The sequence below is a fragment of the Microbacterium sp. NPDC003461 genome, from assembly GCF_053588335.1.
The window spans coordinates 1-17,280 of sequence record NZ_JBSFPT010000019.1 but is presented as its reverse complement, the minus strand read 5'-3'; the positions used below and the strand labels follow the sequence as shown (position 1 = coordinate 17,280).

Sequence of the window (17,280 nt, the reverse complement as noted above, 5' to 3'; positions counted from 1 at the left end):
TCAGATCACCGTCCCGAACCACACGGCGGCCGCGGCGCCCAGCGCCATGAGGGCGACGCCGCCGACGAGCAGCCACGGCCACGTGCGACGGCGGCGGCGCGAGGGCGCCGTGAACGTGTCGTCCTCGTCGCGGTGCTGCGGCGCCCGCGGCTGGTACTTCCGCGTGGACGGGTAGGCCACGTTCGGCCGCGGCGCCCAGCGCGCCCCGTCGTCCTCGAGGTCCAGCGGCGCCGACGGGTGGTACTCGTCCACGCGCACCTCGAGCGGGGTCGGGATGAGGCGCGCCCCGGCCTGCACCACGCGGATCTCCTCGGCGAACTGCAGCGCGCTCGGCTGCCGGCGGCCGGGCTCGCGGCTCATGGCGCGCTGCAGCACGGCCTCGAGGCCGACGGGCAGGTCGTCGCGGCCGACGGGGACGTACTTCGCCCGCGCGATGCGCCGCGTGAGCTGCTCGCGCGAGTTCTCGGAGCGCTCCGCGTGCTCGAACGGGCTGCGCCCGGCCAGCAGGGAGTAGATCGTGGCGCCGAGCCCCCACACCTCGCTCGCGATCGTGCCGTTGCTCTGCTCCAGCACGACCTCGGGGGCCGACCACGGCACCGACAGCGCCATGCTCTCGCGCGCCGCGGCGGTGAGCGAGGCCGAGATGCCGAAATCGGCGAGCACGGGCGAGCCGAACGCCGTGACGAGGATGTTGCTCGGCTTGATGTCGCGGTGGATCACGCCCGTGCGGTGGGCGGTCTCGAGGGCGCTGGCGGTCTTCACGGCGACCTCGAGCACCTCCGGCACGGGGATCCGCTCGTGGCGGTAGCGCTTGGCGTACGAGGCGGGGCAGTACTCCATGGAGATGTACGGCCGGCCGTCAGGCGCGAGGCCCGCGTCGTAGATCGTGACGATCGACGGGTGCGTGGCCAGGCGCGCGAGCACGTCGATCTCGGAGTTGAACATGCGCACGAGCTCGGAGGTGTGCAGCGAATCCGGCAGCACCTTGACGGCGACCTCGCGGCGCGGCATGTCCTGGCCGTAGAGGTAGACGTCGGCGAAGCCACCGGACCCGAGCGGGCGCACGTAGTTCAGGCCCGGCAGCACGGGCGGCTGGGCCGGCAGACGCTCAGCCAATCGTCCTCCCCCGTGGCGGCGTGCGTGATCCGCGGCCCGCCGAGCAGGGCGGGCAGCGCTCGACCATCGTAGCAACGCGCCGGGCGTGTCCCCGCCACCGCCGATCCCCTGGTCTCCCCGCGTTCCCGGGGCGGCTCGCTCCGCTCGCTCAGGCGAAATCGCGGGGGTCCAGCGGAGCGTCGAGCGACTTCGTGAGGTCCGCGAGCATCGCCTCGATCTGCGGCTCGACGAACTCCGCCACGCCGGCCTGGATGCGCAGCCGGTGCTGCAGCAGCAGCCCGCACACCTCGCGCCCCACGAGGTTGGCGTACTCGTCGGCGAGTCCGACCTCCTGCCGCAGCGCGGCCTTGGCCTCCTCGCTGAGCGGGGGCAGGCTCGGCACCTCCTGCTCGGCCTCGTTCGCGAGCCCCTCGATCGTGAAGAGGAACGGCGCGCCGGGAACGGGATCCGGATCGAGCGGGAGCCCCTCGAACTCGGGCTCGAGGCCCTCGGCGGGGCGGTAGCTGCGCGCGCGGTTGCGGGCGGCCTGCTGATCGAGCTCGGTCTGCAGCAGGGGCAGGTTGCGCGACGTGTACTCGGCCACGGCCCGGTCGACGATCGTCTTGATGCGCGTCGACAGCCCGTGCTGCACGCCGTGCGGCACGTCCGATCCGAGGCCCGCCGCCGACAGCACGGGCGACCCCAGGCAGCGGCGGCACGGGGCGACCCTGCCGCGGTGCGTCGCCGGCTCCCAGCGCGGCAGCCACCGCAGCCAGGCGTCGACCGCCTGGCTCACCTGGGTCTCGAGCGAACGCTCCACGGTCCCAGAGTAGGCGCGATCCCGCGATTCCCCGAGATTCCGCCGCCTCGATCGCCCGCGCGCCCCGCCCGCGCTACTCGTCGTCGGCCTCGCGCTCCCACGGCCAGCGCGGCGGGCGCGCCTCGGTGCGGCGGAACGCGATCGCTCCCCACGCGGCCACGGCCGCGGCGAGCAGGAAGGTGACCGAGGCCCATCCCGTCACGGCGCCGCCCACCGCGGCGGTCGCCGCCGCGGCGCCCGCGCCGAACGCGAGCGCGAGCAGCCACAGCGCCACCAGGTGCGACAGCGCCGCCGCGAGCGCCACGGGCACCGCGCCCGTGAAGGCGGGGCGCTCCAGCCGCACGACCGGCCACAGCGTGCCCGCGAACGCCAGCACCGAGACGAGCACGGCGAGCACGCCGGGCACCGGGCCGAGACCGGGCACGGGAAGGACGTCGGTGTCGGTGAGCAGCGCCGCGAATCCCGTCGCGCAGATCACGAGCGCGCCGTACGAGACGGCGGCGAGAGCGAGCAGCAGCGGGCCCGCTCCGCCCCCGCTCCGCGCGTCCGCCATGTCACAAGTCTCCGCCCCGCCCCGGGAGGTTTCCTGGGACGGGGCGGAGAGGCGGCGAGCGGAGGTCAGGCGGACGGGCCGGCCTCGAGCGTCCGCTCGTACTCCTCCTGCGCCTCGGCGTTGAGCCGGTTCATCTTGGCCCCGCGCCTGGCCGCCCACGCACCGAACCAGATCGTCACCTCGCGCGCGATCACGAACGCCGCGATCGCCAGCGGCGCGAGCACGCCCTCCTGCACCACGTCGGCCGCCTCGCTCGGCGTGATCATCCAGAACGGCCCCGCGATCACGGGCGCGAACACCTGCGCCGCGTAGGTGAGGACGGCGACGAAGAACCCGAGCAGCACCCACGCGCCCCAGCGGGCGCGGTTGACGATCGCCCCGAGCAGCCAGAAGCCCAGGAAGAACGCGACCACCGGGATCCAGAACGTCACCGACGCGACGGTCTCGAGCGCGAACGTCGACAGCTCGTCCACCGAGGCGAAGCCGTCGGTGAGGGCCGTGTAGCCGGCCACGGCCGCGAAGTAGAGGACGGCGAACACGACCGCCGCCAGCAGTCCGATCAGCCCGGCGGCGCCGCGGTTGCCGCGCTTGGTCGGCGGCTCGGGGGCCTCGACGAACACGGGCTGCGGCGCGGGCGCGGCGACCGTCTCGGCGGCGGGCTCGCTCGCGGTGACCGCCGGCGCGCCCTCGGGCTCGGTGGCCCGGAACGTCTGCGTCTCGTCGGCCCGCTCGAACCACGGGCTGCCCGACGACGCGGTGCCGGCCTCGCGACGCGGCGCCGGCTCGGCGCCCTCGGTGCCGTGACGCGCGTCGAGTGCGTCGAGCTCGGCGGCGAGGGCGGCGTAGTCGGGAGCGGGCCGCGCGGCCGGCTCGGCGTCGGTCGGCTCGGCCGCGGCCGGCTCGGCGGCACCGGCACGCGCGGGCGCGGGCTCGACGGGGTCGGACGGCGCGTCCGGCTCGCCGGCGGAACGGCGCGCGGAGCGCGTGGGCGCCTCGGCGACCGGCTCCGAGGGCGCCTCGGCCGCCGGCCCCTGCTCGGCGACGGGCTCGGCCTGCGACGCGGCGGGCTCCGCCTGCTCGGCGGCCGCGGGCCGCGCGCCCTCGCCCGTCACGTCGGGGTCCTCGCCGATCGCGTCCGCGAGGGCGGAGGGGCGCTCGTCCACCGGCGCCTCCGCGACCGGCGCCTCGGCGGCCCTGGTCTCGGTGACCGGCGCCTCGGGGGCCTGGGTCTCGGGGGCCTGGGTCTCGGCGGGGGCCTCGGCGGCGCGCTCCTCGATGGGCTCGCCGGTGGCCGGGTCGTTCTTCCCCTGGGCGTCACTCATCCGTTGCACTCCTCACGGCGGGGCGGATCCCCTCCGCGCGAGCGTACCGCGGCACATCCGCGCCGCCGGGGAGCCTCGCCGTCGCCGGCGCACGGCCCGGGCGTGTCGCCGCTCCGCCGGGGTACCGGCGCGGTCGGGGAGGAGCTCGACCGGTGCGCGACTCAGTCGAGGAAGAGACTGCGCAGCCGCCGCGTCGTGAACACGAGCCCGACCGCGATCATCACGAGGTAGTACGCGACGTGCCACAGCATGCCCGCGCTCAGCATGCCCGTCGTGAGCCCGCGCACCAGCTCGACGCCGTGCCACAGGGGGAAGGCCATGATGATGCCCTGGATCGCCTCGGGGTAGATGTCGATCGGGTACAGGGTGGCGCTGAAGAGGAACATCGGCAGCAGCACGAAGTTGATCCAGTCCATGTGCTGGAACGTCTTCATGTAGCTCGTGATCGCCATGCCGAGGCTCGCGAAGCCGAAGGCCACGAGCAGCACGGCGGGCAGGGCCAGGATCGCGGTGGGGGCCAGGTTGAGCCCGAGCAGCTGCATGATCACCATGAAGCCGGTGGCGTAGAGCAGGCCGCGCAGCAGCGCGTACAGGATCTCGCCGAGCGCCACGTCGAGCGGGCCGAGCGAGGTCGCGAGCATGCCCTCGTAGAGGCGGCCGTAGTTGAGCTTGAAGAAGACGTTCCACGTGGAGTCGTAGATCGCGCCGTTCATCGCCGACACGGTCAGCAGCGCGGGCGCGATGAACGCCGCGTACGGCACCTCGCCGCCCTGCGAGGTCTGCACGTCGCCGATCAGCGCGCCCAGCCCGATCCCCATCGACGCGAGGTAGAACACGGGCTCGAAGAAGCCCGACAGCACGATCGCCCAGCTCGACGAGCGGGCCGCGATGAGGCCGCGCTGCACGACCGCGAGCGGGTTGCCCGCCCACAGCGCCCGCACGCCGCCGCCGGTGCGCCGGCGCTCCTCGGTCTGCACCGCCGCGCTCACGAGGCGAGCCTCCGACGGAACATGCGCCACGCCAGCGCGGCGCCGAGCCCGGCGAGCAGCACGAGGAAGCCCGCGTGCAGCGCGACGCCCGCCGCGTCCATCGGCTTGCCGTACGCCACGACCCGCCCCAGCTCGGACGCGTGCCACAGCGGCGAGATCCAGCCGATCCACTGCAGCCACACCGGCAGCGTCGCGAGCGGATAGAACGTGCCGGAGAAGAGGAACATCGGCATGAAGACGAAGCGCTGCACGAGCTGCAGCTGCCCGCGGTCGTCCTCGAGCGAAGCGGCGAAGGCGAGCATCGGGCCGCCGTACGCGAGCCCGGCGAGCACGCCGATCGGCGCCATCAGCCATGCCGTCGCCATGCGCGTGGCATCGGGGTGCAGCCACGCGAAGAAGACGAGCACGAAGAGCAGGTAGAACGCCACCGTCACGGCCATGCGCGCGACGGCCGCCACGATGACGCCGTTCGCGATCTGCCGCGGCGACAGGGGCGCCGCGCTGAAGCCGTAGAAGAACCGGCGCCACTTGAAGCCCGCCAGCACGGGGTAGGTGAACTCCTCGGCCGCCACGTTGAGCGCGGCCGTCATGAGGAGCGCCGGCGCGACGAACAGCAGGTACGGCACGGGCTCGCCGCCGTCGTCGATCGGCACCTGGATGAGCGCCGCGAGCCCCACGGCCAGGCCCAGCAGGTACAGGATCGGCTGGCCGACCGATCCGACGAGGATCGTCCAGCCGTACGCGCGCATCGCGCGGATCATGTGCTCGGCGACGTACCAGGTGCCGCGGGTGCGCGGTGCCCTGCCCCACGCCATCGCCTCGGCGCGGAGCTCGTCGATGTCGGCCGCGGCGGGCGCGGCGGGCCGGGCGGTCATTCGATCAGCGACCTTCCCGTGAGACGCAGGAAGACGTCCTCCAGGCTCGAGCGGCGCACGAGGCTCGTGATCGGCTCCAGTCCGCGCGCCGTCACCTGCTCGAGCGCGGCCTCGCCGTCGGCGGCGTAGACGAGCACGCGGTCGGGCAGCACCTCCACCCGCTCGCCGATGCCCTCGATCCGCTCCGCCGCTGCCGCGTTCTGCGCGGAGCCGAAGCGCACCTCGAGTACCTCGCGGCTGGAGTGCGTGCGGATGAGCGAGGCGGGCGTGCCCTCGGCCATGATCCGTCCCTTGTCGACGACGACGAGCCGGTCGCACAGCTGCTCGGCCTCGTCCATGTAGTGCGTCGTGAGCACGAGGGTGGTGCCGCGCTCCTTGAGCCGGAACAGGCGATCCCACAGCACGTGCCGCGCCTGCGGGTCGAGGCCCGTGGTCGGCTCGTCGAGCAGCAGGATGCGCGGGTCGTTGATGAGGCCGCGCGCGATCGTGAGCCGGCGCTTCATGCCGCCGGAGAGCTGATCGACCTTCGACTTCGCCTTCTCCTCGAGCTGCGCGAACGCCAGCAGCTCGTCGGCCTTCTCGCGGCAGACGCGGCCGGGCAGGCCGAAGTAGCGGCCGTAGATGTAGAGGTTCTCGCGAGCGTTGAGCTCGCCGTCGAGGTTGTCCTGCTGCGGCACCACTCCCAGACGGGAGCGGATCTCCGGGCCGTGGCGATCCGGATCGAGCCCGAGGATCGACAGCTCGCCGCCCGTGCGCGACGAGACGGCGCCGATCATGCGCATCGTGGTGGACTTGCCGGCGCCGTTCGGCCCGAGCAGCCCGAACGACTCCCCCGGCGCGACCTCGAACGACAGCCCGTCCACGGCGACGAAGTCGGGCTTCCCCTTGACGCGGTACGTCTTGCGCAGCCCCTCGGCGGCGATCACGGCTGAACTCACCCGCCTCACAGTAGCGGCAGTGTCCCCGCCGACCCCGCGCTCGTTCGCCGAACCCGCGCGGGATCCGGCGCGGGCTCGCGGATCGAGCGCGGGTTCGCGGAGGGAGCGGACGCGAAAGCGGCCCCCGGCCGAAGCCGGGGGCCGCTTTCAGGGCCTCACCGCTGGGTCAGTTGTACGAACCCGGGGTGAAGTCGTCCGACGAGAACGCGTCGAAGTCGACGAAGCCGTAGTCGCCCTCCGCGAACGCGCCGTCCGAGGCGAAGATGCGGTTGGGGTACCGCTCGCTCTTGGCCTCGTCCGTCGCCTCGACCACGACGTTGCGGTACTTCGCAAGGCCGGTGCCGGCGGGGATCAGCTTTCCGATGATCACGTTCTCCTTGAGGCCGACGAGCGGGTCGCGCTTGCCCTGGAGCGCCGCCTCGGTGAGGACGCGCGTGGTCTCCTGGAACGACGCGGCCGACAGCCACGACTCCGTCGCGAGCGACGCCTTCGTGATGCCCATCAGCTCCGGACGACCCGACGCGGGGCGCTTGCCCTCGGCCACGGTCGCGCGGTTGATCTCCTGGTAGCGCTTGATGTCCACCAGCTCGCCGGGCAGCAGGTCGGTCTCGCCGTGGTCGACGACGGTGACCTTGCGCAGCATCTGGCGCACGATGACCTCGATGTGCTTGTCGTGGATCGGCACACCCTGCGAGCGGTACACACCCTGCACGCCGCCGACGAGGTACTTCTGCACCTCACGGGCGCCCTGCACGCGCATGATCTCCTTCGGGTCGAGCGTGCCGACCTGGAGGGGCTGACCGACCGTGACGTGCTGGCCGTCCTCGACGAGGAGCGTCGCGCGCTTCAGCACCGGGTAGACCTTGACCTCGTCGCCGTTGTCGGGCGTGAGGAGCACCTTGCGGGACTTCTCGGTCTCCTCGATCGTGATGCGACCGTCCGCCTCCGCGATGGGCGTGGCGCCCTTCGGGGTGCGGGCCTCGAACAGCTCCTGCACGCGGGGCAGACCCTGCGTGATGTCGTCCGCCGAGGCCGATCCACCGGTGTGGAACGTGCGCATCGTCAGCTGCGTGCCGGGCTCACCGATCGACTGGGCCGCGATGATGCCCACGGCCTCGCCGATGTCGACGAGCTTGCCGGTGGCCAGCGAGCGGCCGTAGCACTGCGCGCAGACGCCGACGGCCGAGTCGCAGGTGAGCACCGAGCGCACCTTGATGGACTCGACACCCGCCTCGACGAGCTGGTTGATCAGCACGTCGCCCACGTCCGAGCCGGCGGCGGCCAGGACGGTGCCGTCCTCGGCCACGACGTCGGTCGCGAGCGTGCGGGCGAACACCGAGTTCTCGACGTTCGCGTCCTTGACGAGCGTGCCGCTCGCGTCGAACGCGGCGATCGGGTACTCGAGGCCCTTCGAGGTGCCGCAGTCGTCCTCGCGGATGATGACATCCTGCGAGACGTCGACGAGACGACGCGTGAGGTAGCCCGAGTCGGCCGTACGGAGGGCCGTGTCGGCCAGACCCTTGCGGGCACCGTGCGTGGCGGTGAAGTACTCCGCCGCCGACAGCCCCTCGCGGTACGAGGAGATGATCGGACGCGGGATGATCTCGCCCTTCGGGTTGTTCACCAGGCCGCGCATACCCGCGATGTTGCGGATCTGCAGCCAGTTGCCTCGCGCGCCCGAGGTCACCATGCGGTTGATGGTGTTGTCCTCCGGGAAGTTGTCGCGCATGGCCTTCTGGACCTCGTCCGTGGCCTCGGTCCAGACCTGGATGAGCTCCTGGCGACGCTCGGCGTCGGTGATGAGGCCCTTCGCGTACTGCGCGTTGACCTTCTCGGCGAGCTTCTCGTGCTTGGCGACGATCTCGCGCTTGTTCGGCGGGGTGAGCACGTCGCTCAGCGCCACCGTGACACCCGAGCGGGTGGCCCAGTAGAAGCCGGCGTCCTTGATCTTGTCGAGCGTCTCGGCCGTGACGACCTTCGGGTACTCCTCGGCCAGCTTGTTCACGATCTGCGAGAGCTTGCCCTTGTCGGCCTGCTCGCGCACGAAGGGGTAGCCCTTCGGCAGCTGGTCGTTGAAGATCGCCTGACCGAGCGAGGTGTCCACGAGACCGTGGGTCTCGTAGCCCTCGGGCGCCTGGCCCTCGAGGAACGTCAGGCCCGGGATGCGGATGCGCACCTTGGCCTGCAGGTCGAGGGTGCCCTCGTCCTTGGCCAGCTGCGCCTCGGCGACCGATCCGAACACGCGGCCCTCGCCCTTCGCGCCCTCCTTGAGGGTGGTCAGGTGGTGCAGGCCGATGATCATGTCCTGCGAGGGCAGGGTGACCGGGCGGCCGTCCGACGGCTTCAGGATGTTGTTCGAGGCGAGCATGAGGATGCGCGCCTCGGCCTGGGCCTCCACCGACAGCGGCAGGTGCACGGCCATCTGGTCGCCGTCGAAGTCGGCGTTGAACGCCGCGCAGACGAGCGGGTGCAGCTGGATGGCCTTGCCCTCCACGAGCTGCGGCTCGAACGCCTGGATGCCCAGGCGGTGCAGCGTGGGGGCGCGGTTCAGCAGCACGGGGCGCTCGCGGATGATCTCCTCGAGCACGTCCCACACCTCGGGGCGCGTGCGCTCCACGGCGCGCTTGGCGGCCTTGATGTTCTGCGAGTGACCGAGGTCGATCAGGCGCTTGATGACGAACGGCTTGAACAGCTCGAGCGCCATCTGCTTGGGCAGACCGCACTGGTGCAGCTTGAGCTGCGGGCCGACGACGATGACCGAACGGCCCGAGTAGTCCACGCGCTTGCCGAGCAGGTTCTGGCGGAACCGGCCCTGCTTGCCCTTGAGCATGTCGCTCAGGGACTTCAGGGCGCGGTTGCCGGTGCCCGTGACGGGACGACCGCGGCGGCCGTTGTCGAACAGCGCGTCGACGGCCTCCTGCAGCATGCGCTTCTCGTTGTTCACGATGATCTCGGGGGCACCGAGGTCGATGAGGCGACGCAGGCGGTTGTTGCGGTTGATGACGCGGCGGTACAGGTCGTTCAGGTCGGAGGTCGCGAAGCGGCCGCCGTCGAGCTGGACCATCGGGCGCAGCTCCGGCGGGATCACCGGCACCACGTCGAGGACCATCGACGCCGGGCTCATGCCCGTCGTCAGGAACGACTGCACGACCTTGAGGCGCTTGATCGCGCGGATCTTGCGCTGGCCCTTGCCCTCGGCGATCTGCGTGCGCAGCGACTCGGCCTCGGCGGCCAGGTCGAACTCCGCCAGGCGGCGCTGGATCGACTCGGCGCCCATGAGTGCCTCGAAGTACTGGCCGAAGCGGTCCTGCAGCTCCTGGAAGACGTCGTCCTCCGCCTTGAGCTGCCCGACCTCGAGACCGCGGAACTCCTCCCACACGCGCTCGAGACGAGCGATGTTCTCGTCCGCGCGCTTGCGGATCGTCGCCATCTCCTTCTCGGCGGCGTCCTTCAGCTTCTTCTTCTGGTCGGCCTTCGCGCCCTCGGCCTCCAGTGCCGCGAGCTCGTCCTCCAGCTTCTGCAGGCGGTCGGCGATCTTCGCGTCGCGACGGTCCCCGAGGTTCTTGATCTCGAGGCGCAGGTTGTTCTCGTGCGTGGGGAGGTCGCGGTGGCGCGCCTCCTCGTCGACCGAGATCACCATGTAGGCGGCGAAGTAGATGACCTTCTCGAGGTCCTTCGGCGCCATGTCGAGCAGGTAGCCCAGGCGCGAGGGCACGCCCTTGAAGTACCAGATGTGCGTGACGGGCGCGGCGAGCTCGATGTGGCCCATGCGCTCGCGGCGGACGGAGCTCTTGGTGACCTCCACGCCGCAGCGCTCGCACACGATGCCCTTGAAGCGCACGCGCTTGTACTTGCCGCACGCGCACTCCCAGTCGCGCGAGGGTCCGAAGATCTGCTCACCGAACAGACCGTCCTTCTCGGGCTTCAGGGTGCGGTAGTTGATGGTCTCGGGCTTCTTGACCTCGCCGAAGGACCAGCGACGGATGTCATCCGCGGTGGCCAGGCCGATGCGAAGCTCATCGAAAGTGGTTGCGTCGAGCAATTGATGTCTCCTGTAGGGAAATCTTTGAATCGGCTGGCTGGATCAGATCTCGTCGATCGAGGCGGACTCGAATCGGCTGGAGATGTTGATGCCGAGCTCCTCGGCGGCGCGGAAGGCCTCGTCGTCGGTGTCGCGCAGGTTGATCGTCGTGCCGTCGGCCGAGAGGACCTCGACGTTCAGGCACAGCGACTGCATCTCCTTCATGAGCACCTTGAAGGACTCGGGGATGCCGGGCTCCGGGATGTTCTCGCCCTTGACGATCGCCTCGTACACCTTGACGCGGCCGAGGATGTCGTCCGACTTGACGGTCAGGAGCTCCTGCAGCGCGTACGCGGCACCGTAGGCCTCGAGGGCCCACACCTCCATCTCGCCGAAGCGCTGGCCGCCGAACTGCGCCTTACCACCGAGCGGCTGCTGCGTGATCATCGAGTACGGACCCGTCGAGCGCGCGTGGATCTTGTCGTCCACGAGGTGGTGCAGCTTCAGGATGTACATGTAGCCGACGGAGATCGGAGCCGGGTAGGGCTCGCCCGTGCGGCCGTCGAACAGCTGCGCCTTGCCCGAGCGGTCGATCAGGCGGTCGCCGTCGCGCGTGGGGAGCGTCGAGTCGAGCAGACCCGCGATCTCGTCCTCCGTCGCGCCGTCGAACACCGGCGTCGCCACCTTCGTGCCGGGCGCGACCTCGCGGGCCTCCTCCGGCAGGCGCATGGCCCACTCGGGCTCGCCCTCGATCTTCCAGCCCTGCTTGGCGATCCAGCCCAGGTGGGTCTCGAGCACCTGACCGAAGTTCATGCGGCCCGGGATGCCCATCGGGTTGAGGATGACGTCGAGCGGCGTGCCGTCGGCGAGGAAGGGCATGTCCTCGACGGGGAGGATCTTCGCGATGACGCCCTTGTTGCCGTGGCGGCCGGCGAGCTTGTCGCCCTCTGTGATCTTGCGCTTCTGGGCGATGTAGACCACGACGCGGCGGTTGACACCCGAGCCGAGCTCGTCGTCGCCCTCCTCGGCGTTGAACTCCTTGACCGCGATGACGGTTCCCTGCTCACCGTGGGGCACCTTCAGCGACGTGTCGCGGACCTCGCGGCTCTTCTCGTTGAAGATCGCACGCAGCAGGCGCTCCTCGGCGCTCAGCTCGGTCTCGCCCTTCGGCGTGACCTTGCCGACGAGGATGTCGCCGGGGCGGACCTCGGCGCCGATGCGGATGATGCCGCGCTCGTCCAGGTCCTTCAGCAGCTCGGGGCTGACGTTGGGGAGGTCACGCGTGATCTCCTCCTTGCCCAGCTTGGTGTCGCGGGCGTCGACCTCGTACTCCTCGATGTGGATCGAGGTGAGGGTGTCGTCCTTCACCAGGTTCTGGCTGAGGATGATCGCGTCCTCGAAGTTGTGACCCTCCCACGACATGAACCCGACGAGCAGGTTCTTGCCGAGCGCCAGCTCGCCGCTCTCGGTCGACGGGCCGTCGGCGATGACCTGGCCGACCTCGACCCGGTCGCCCGCCGCGACGATGACGCGCTGGTTGTAGCTGTTGCCCTGGTTGGAGCGGTCGAACTTGCGCAGGAAGTAGTCCTGCGTGCCGCCCTCGTCGAGCTGGACCGTGATGTAGTCGGCCGAGACCTCGGTGACCACGCCGGCCTTGTCGGCGATGATCGAGTCGCCGGCGTCGACCGCCGCGTACGACTCCATGCCGGTGCCGACCACGGGCGCCTCGGACTCGATCAGCGGCACGGCCTGACGCTGCATGTTCGCGCCCATGAGCGCGCGGTTCGCGTCGTCGTGCTCGAGGAACGGGATCAGCGACGTTCCGACCGACACCATCTGGCGCGGCGAGACGTCGATGTAGCCGATGTCCTCGACGTCGACGAGGTCGACCTCGCCGCCGCGCTGGCGGGCGAGCACGCGCTTCTCGGCGAACGTGCCGTCGGCGTTGATCACCGCGCTCGCGTTCGCGATGTTGAAGCTCTCCTCGTCGGCCGCCGTGAGGTAGTCGATCTGCTCGGTGACCCGGCCGTCGACGACGCGGCGGTACGGCGTCTCGATGAAGCCGAAGGAGTTGATGCGGCCGAAGGTCGCGAGGCGGCCGATCAGGCCGATGTTCGGGCCTTCCGGCGTCTCGATCGGGCACATGCGGCCGTAGTGCGAGGGGTGCACGTCTCGCACCTCGACGCCCGCGCGCTCGCGCGACAGGCCGCCGGGGCCGAGCGCCGACAGCGTGCGCTTGTGCGTGATCGACGACAGCGGGTTGTTCTGGTCGAGGAACTGCGACAGCTGCGAGGTGCCGAAGAACTCCTTGATCGCGGCGACGACGGGGCGCACGTTGATCAGGGTCTGCGGCGTGATCGCCTCGATGTCCTGCGTGGTCATGCGCTCGCGGACGACGCGCTCCATGCGCGACAGACCGGTGCGGACCTGGTTCTGGATCAGCTCGCCGACCGCGCGGATGCGACGGTTGCCGAAGTTGTCGATGTCGTCGACGTCGAGACGGATCTCGGCCTTCTCGCCGCGGCGGATGCCCTCGAAGGTCTCGTCGCCGCGGTGCAGGCGGACGAGGTACTTGATCGTCGCGACGATGTCGTCGACGGTGAGCACCGACTCGCTCAGCGGCAGGTCGAGGCCCAGCTTCTGGTTGATCTTGTAGCGACCCACCTTGGCCAGGTCGTAGCGCTTGGCGTTGAAGTAGAAGTTGTCGAGCAGCGAGCGCGCGGCCTCGGCGGCCACCTGCTCGCCCGGGCGCAGCTTGCGGTAGATGTCGCGCAGCGCCTCTTCCTGCGTGAGGATCGTGTCCTTCGCGAGGGTCTCCTCGATCGAGGCGATGCCGGCGAACTCGCGCTGGATGTCCTCGGTGGTCAGGCCGAGGGCCTTGAGGAAGACGGTGACCGACTGCTTGCGCTTGCGGTCGATGCGCACGCCGACCTGGTCGCGCTTGTCGATCTCGAACTCGAGCCACGCGCCGCGGCTCGGGATGACGCGCGCCGAGACGATCTCCTTGTCGGAGGTCTTGTCGGGCGTCTTGTCGAAGTAGACACCGGGCGAGCGCACGAGCTGCGAGACGACGACGCGCTCGGTGCCGTTGATGATGAACGTGCCCTTGTCGGTCTGGAGCGGGAAGTCGCCCATGAAGACCGTCTGCGTCTTGATCTCACCGGTCTGGTGGTTCATGAACTCGGCCTCGACGTAGAGCGGGGCCGCGTAGGTCTTGCCGCGCTCCTTGCACTCCTCGATGGAGTACTTCTCGGGCTCGAGGTACGGGTTCGTGAACGACAGCTGCATCGTCTCGGAGAGGTCCTCGATGGGCGAGATCTCCTCGAAGATCTCCTCGAGGCCGCTCTGCTCGGCGATGTCGGTGCGGCCGGCGGCGCGAGCCTCTTCGAGGCGCTGGCGCCAGGCGTCGTTTCCGACGAGCCAGTCGAAGGACTCGGTCTGCAGCGCGAGCAGGTCGGGGACCGTGAGCGTGTCGCTGATCTTGGCGAACGAGAGGCGACTTGCGACGCGTCCGTTCTTGGTGATGGTGGTGGATGCGTTCTTGCGCGCAGCAGCCAAGGGGATGACCTCCATGAGCCCGGTGAGGGCTACTAGATTCCTTGTCGACAGGTGAGGTGCGACCCGGATCCTCCGCCTCGATCCACCCGCCATCATCTGCGGGGATCTTGAGGCGCCAGCCGACCACCATTTGAGGGCATGGGGGAATCCAGGGAGCGCAACTTCCAACTATAGCCCCATGCGACGCGCCATGTCCACCCGGATCCTTGACCAACCCGTTTCCGCCCGGTATAAGCCCGCGCCGCGGGGCGGATCGCGGTGAACGCCGCACGCGAGTGGGTCGGCATTCTGTATATTGCGTGCAACATCTGTCATCGTTCCGGAAGGACGTCATGCCGCTCAGCGATTACCCCCGACACCCGCTCACCTTCGGCCCGTCGCCGATCCATCCGCTCGATCGCCTCAGCCGCCACCTGGGCGGTGCGCGCATCTGGGCCAAGCGCGAGGACGTCAGCAGCGGGCTCGCGTACGGCGGGAACAAGGTCCGGAAACTCGAGTATCTGATCCCCGACGCGCTCTCGAAGGGCGCCGACACGCTCGTCTCGATCGGCGGCTACCAGTCGAACCACACGCGGCAGGTCGCCGCCGTGGCGGCACACCTGGGACTGAAGGCCGTGCTCGTGCAGGAGAAGTGGGTCGACTGGCCGGATGCGCTGAACGACCGCACCGGAAACATCATGCTCTCGCGCATCATGGGCGCCGAGGTGCGGATGGATGAAGCGGGCTTCGGCGTGGGATTCAAGCCGAGCTGGGAGCGTGCCGTCGACGATGTCCGGGAGCGTGGCGGCACGCCCTACGCGATCCCGGCGGGGGCCTCGGACCATCCGCTCGGGGGCCTGGGGTTCGCGCGATGGGCGTTCGAGGTGCAGGAGCAGGAGCGGCAGCTCGGGGTCTTCTTCGACACCATCGTGGTGTGCTCGGTGACGGGTTCGACGCACGCAGGCATGATCGCCGGCTTTGCGGCGCAGGACCGGCCTCGCACCATCATCGGCATCGACGCATCGGCAAAGATCGACGAGACGCGAGACCAGGTGGCGCGCATCGCGCGCCGCACCGCCACCATGATCGGCGTGGAGCGGGAGCTCACCGACGACGACATCGACGTGCGCGCGGGCTGGGCGGGCCCCGCATACGGCATTCCCGACGAAGCGACGCTCGCGGCGATGCGCCTGGTCGGATCCCTCGAGGGGGTCATCACGGATCCGGTCTACGAAGGCAAGTCGATGGCCGGACTCATCGACCTCGTGAGCGACGGCACGATCCCGTCCGACTCCCACGTGCTCTATGCACATCTGGGCGGCCAGCCCGCGCTGCCCGCGTACGCCGGCCTGTTCACGGCGTGATCGCGATTCGCCCGGGGCCTGCTCGTCCCGGGCGAATCCGCGGTCACGCGAGGTCGGCCAGCGTCTGTGAGAGCGTTCGCCAGTTGCGCCGCGTCGCGTCTGCGGCCGCCTGCGCATCTCCGGCTGCGCACAGCGCGAGGATCTCTGCGTGCTGGCGAACCGAGTCACGGCCCGGAGCCGATGCGAAGCGCAACCGCTCCACGCGGCGCACCAGCGGCGCCACCTCCTCCAGCAGCAGGGCGATGCGCGGGTTCCCGCTCGCGCCGAGCGCCACGGCGTGGAACGCGTCGTCGGCGATGATGGCCGCGTCGGCATCCCCCGCGTCCAGGGCCAGGGCCAGGGCTTGGTTGGCCTCCTCCATGGCGGCCAGGTCGTCCCGCTCGAGCCTGGGCACCGCCGACTCCACGGCGAGGCCATGCAGCACAGCGGCGATCTCCTGCGCCCCCCGCACCTGCTCTCCGTCGAGCGGCGCGACGATGGTGGCCTGACCCGGCCGCGACTCCAGGAGCCCCGCGCGCTCCAGCTGCAGGAAGGCCTCACGGATCGGCGTGCGGCTCACGCCGAGCCAGTCGACGAGATCGAGATCCCGAATCCGCTCCCCCGGCTCGAAGTCGCCCCGGACGATCGCGTCGCGAATGGTGGTATAGACGTCGTCGCGCAGAAGCCCTCGACGATGGACCCCTGCACCCTGCGGAACCGGCATGCGATATATCCTAGGTCGGCCACCGGCCTGCTCTGGGCGACGTACGCTCGAGCCGTGGGACGACAGCGAGGGACGGATCGGGAGGTGCCGACGGCGCGGCTGTCGGACGGGCGCATCGCGCGGATCCTGCCGAGCGAGTACGCGGCGGGCTACGAGGTCGACGTGGACGGCACCCCGCAGTCGCACGTCGATCCGGACGATCCCACGCACCTGCACTTCGAGTACGTGGCGCGCATGGGCGCCGTCATCGACCTGCTTCCGGGCGGGCCGCTCACGGCGGTGCACCTGGGCGCCGGCGGCCTGACGATCCCGCGGTACATCGAGGCGACGCGGCCGGGATCGCGGCAGCAGGTGATCGAGCTCGAACCGGCGCTCGTGGATCTCGTGCGGGAATCGCTGCCGCTGCCGCGCGGGGCGGCCATCCGCATCCGGATCGGCGACGCGCGCGAGGGGCTGGCGCGGCTGCCGCAGGGGATGCACGGTTCGGTGGATCTGCTCGTCTCGGACGTGTACTCGGGCGCGCAGACGCCGGCGCACCTGACGACCGTGGAGTTCTACCGCGAGGCCGCGCGGCTGCTCGCGCCGACGGGCGTGCTGCTCGTGAACGCGGCCGACGGCGCGGGACTCGCGTTCGCGCGGCGCCAGGCGGCGACCATCCGCCGGGTGCTGCCCGAGCTCGCCGTGCTCGCCGAGGTGCAGGTGCTCAAGGGCCGCCGGTTCGGGAACCTCGTGATGGCCGCCTCCGCGCGCCCGCTGCCGGTGGAGTGGCTGCCGCGCCTGATGGCCGCCGGCCCCCACCCCGCGAAGGTCGCCCACGGCGAGGAGCTGGACCGCTTCATCGCCGACGCGCGCCCCGCCGTGGACGGCGACGCGACGGACTCCCCCCGCCCGTCCTGGTCCCTCTTCGACCGCTGACGATTTCGCCGAACCCGCCCTCGTTCGCCGAGCCCGCGCCCGATCCGGCGCGGGCTCGCGGATCGGGCGCGGGTTCGGCCCGAACGGAGCGGCCCGCGAGACGCCGGCGAGGTGGGCGGGATCGAGCACGTCCAGGTCGATGTGCAAG

Annotated in this window: 12 protein-coding genes; 2 read left to right on the top strand and 10 right to left on the bottom strand. The window is 70.7% G+C overall.

Annotated features, from left to right (window positions below; translation table 11 throughout):
- The 9 genes from ACWDR7_RS08915 to rpoB all read right to left on the bottom strand — a co-directional run bounded on the left by ACWDR7_RS08915 (position 1) and on the right by rpoB (position 14,186).
- Positions 1-1,116, bottom strand: a complete 1,116-nt coding sequence (locus ACWDR7_RS08915) for a serine/threonine-protein kinase (RefSeq protein WP_449854568.1) — start codon at positions 1,114-1,116, stop codon at positions 1-3.
- Between the two features lie 148 nt (positions 1,117-1,264).
- A complete protein-coding gene (locus ACWDR7_RS08910; RefSeq protein WP_449854567.1) occupies positions 1,265-1,915 on the bottom strand; it encodes a spermidine/putrescine ABC transporter substrate-binding protein in 651 nt (216 codons plus the stop codon).
- Positions 1,916-1,988: 73 nt separating this feature from the next.
- On the bottom strand, positions 1,989-2,468 hold the full coding sequence (locus ACWDR7_RS08905; RefSeq protein ID WP_449854566.1) for a hypothetical protein: 480 nt from the start codon (positions 2,466-2,468) through the stop codon (positions 1,989-1,991).
- Positions 2,469-2,533: 65 nt separating this feature from the next.
- Positions 2,534-3,790: an ABC transporter gene (locus ACWDR7_RS08900; RefSeq protein WP_449854565.1), complete on the bottom strand. Its 1,257-nt coding sequence runs from the start codon at positions 3,788-3,790 to the stop codon at positions 2,534-2,536.
- 161 nt (positions 3,791-3,951) lie between these two features.
- Positions 3,952-4,779: an ABC transporter permease gene (locus ACWDR7_RS08895; protein ID WP_449854564.1), complete on the bottom strand. Its 828-nt coding sequence runs from the start codon at positions 4,777-4,779 to the stop codon at positions 3,952-3,954.
- Positions 4,776-5,654: an ABC transporter permease gene (locus ACWDR7_RS08890; RefSeq protein ID WP_449854563.1), complete on the bottom strand. Its 879-nt coding sequence runs from the start codon at positions 5,652-5,654 to the stop codon at positions 4,776-4,778. Before ACWDR7_RS08890 ends, ACWDR7_RS08895 begins: the two co-directional genes overlap by 4 nt.
- The gene (locus ACWDR7_RS08885; RefSeq protein ID WP_449854562.1) at positions 5,651-6,592 is read right to left on the bottom strand and encodes an ABC transporter ATP-binding protein; all 942 of its coding nucleotides are present in this window, start codon (positions 6,590-6,592) and stop codon (positions 5,651-5,653) included. Before ACWDR7_RS08885 ends, ACWDR7_RS08890 begins: the two co-directional genes overlap by 4 nt.
- A gap of 166 nt (positions 6,593-6,758) precedes the next feature.
- Complete coding sequence (rpoC, locus tag ACWDR7_RS08880) at positions 6,759-10,634, bottom strand: DNA-directed RNA polymerase subunit beta' (RefSeq protein ID WP_449854561.1); 3,876 nt, start codon at positions 10,632-10,634, stop codon at positions 6,759-6,761.
- Between the two features lie 42 nt (positions 10,635-10,676).
- Positions 10,677-14,186: a DNA-directed RNA polymerase subunit beta gene (rpoB, locus tag ACWDR7_RS08875; RefSeq protein ID WP_449854560.1), complete on the bottom strand. Its 3,510-nt coding sequence runs from the start codon at positions 14,184-14,186 to the stop codon at positions 10,677-10,679.
- Positions 14,187-14,503: 317 nt separating this feature from the next.
- Here rpoB and ACWDR7_RS08870 point away from each other — a divergent pair, with 317 nt between their 5' ends.
- Positions 14,504-15,514: a 1-aminocyclopropane-1-carboxylate deaminase gene (locus ACWDR7_RS08870; RefSeq protein WP_449854559.1), complete on the top strand. Its 1,011-nt coding sequence runs from the start codon at positions 14,504-14,506 to the stop codon at positions 15,512-15,514.
- A 43-nt stretch (positions 15,515-15,557) separates the two neighbouring features.
- Here the strand turns inward: ACWDR7_RS08870 and ACWDR7_RS08865 are convergent, their stop codons facing one another.
- The gene (locus ACWDR7_RS08865; protein ID WP_449854558.1) at positions 15,558-16,217 is read right to left on the bottom strand and encodes a GntR family transcriptional regulator; all 660 of its coding nucleotides are present in this window, start codon (positions 16,215-16,217) and stop codon (positions 15,558-15,560) included.
- Between the two features lie 54 nt (positions 16,218-16,271).
- Here ACWDR7_RS08865 and ACWDR7_RS08860 point away from each other — a divergent pair, with 54 nt between their 5' ends.
- A complete protein-coding gene (locus ACWDR7_RS08860) occupies positions 16,272-17,132 on the top strand; it encodes a spermidine synthase (protein WP_449854557.1) in 861 nt (286 codons plus the stop codon).
- Positions 17,133-17,280: the final 148 nt, after the last annotated feature.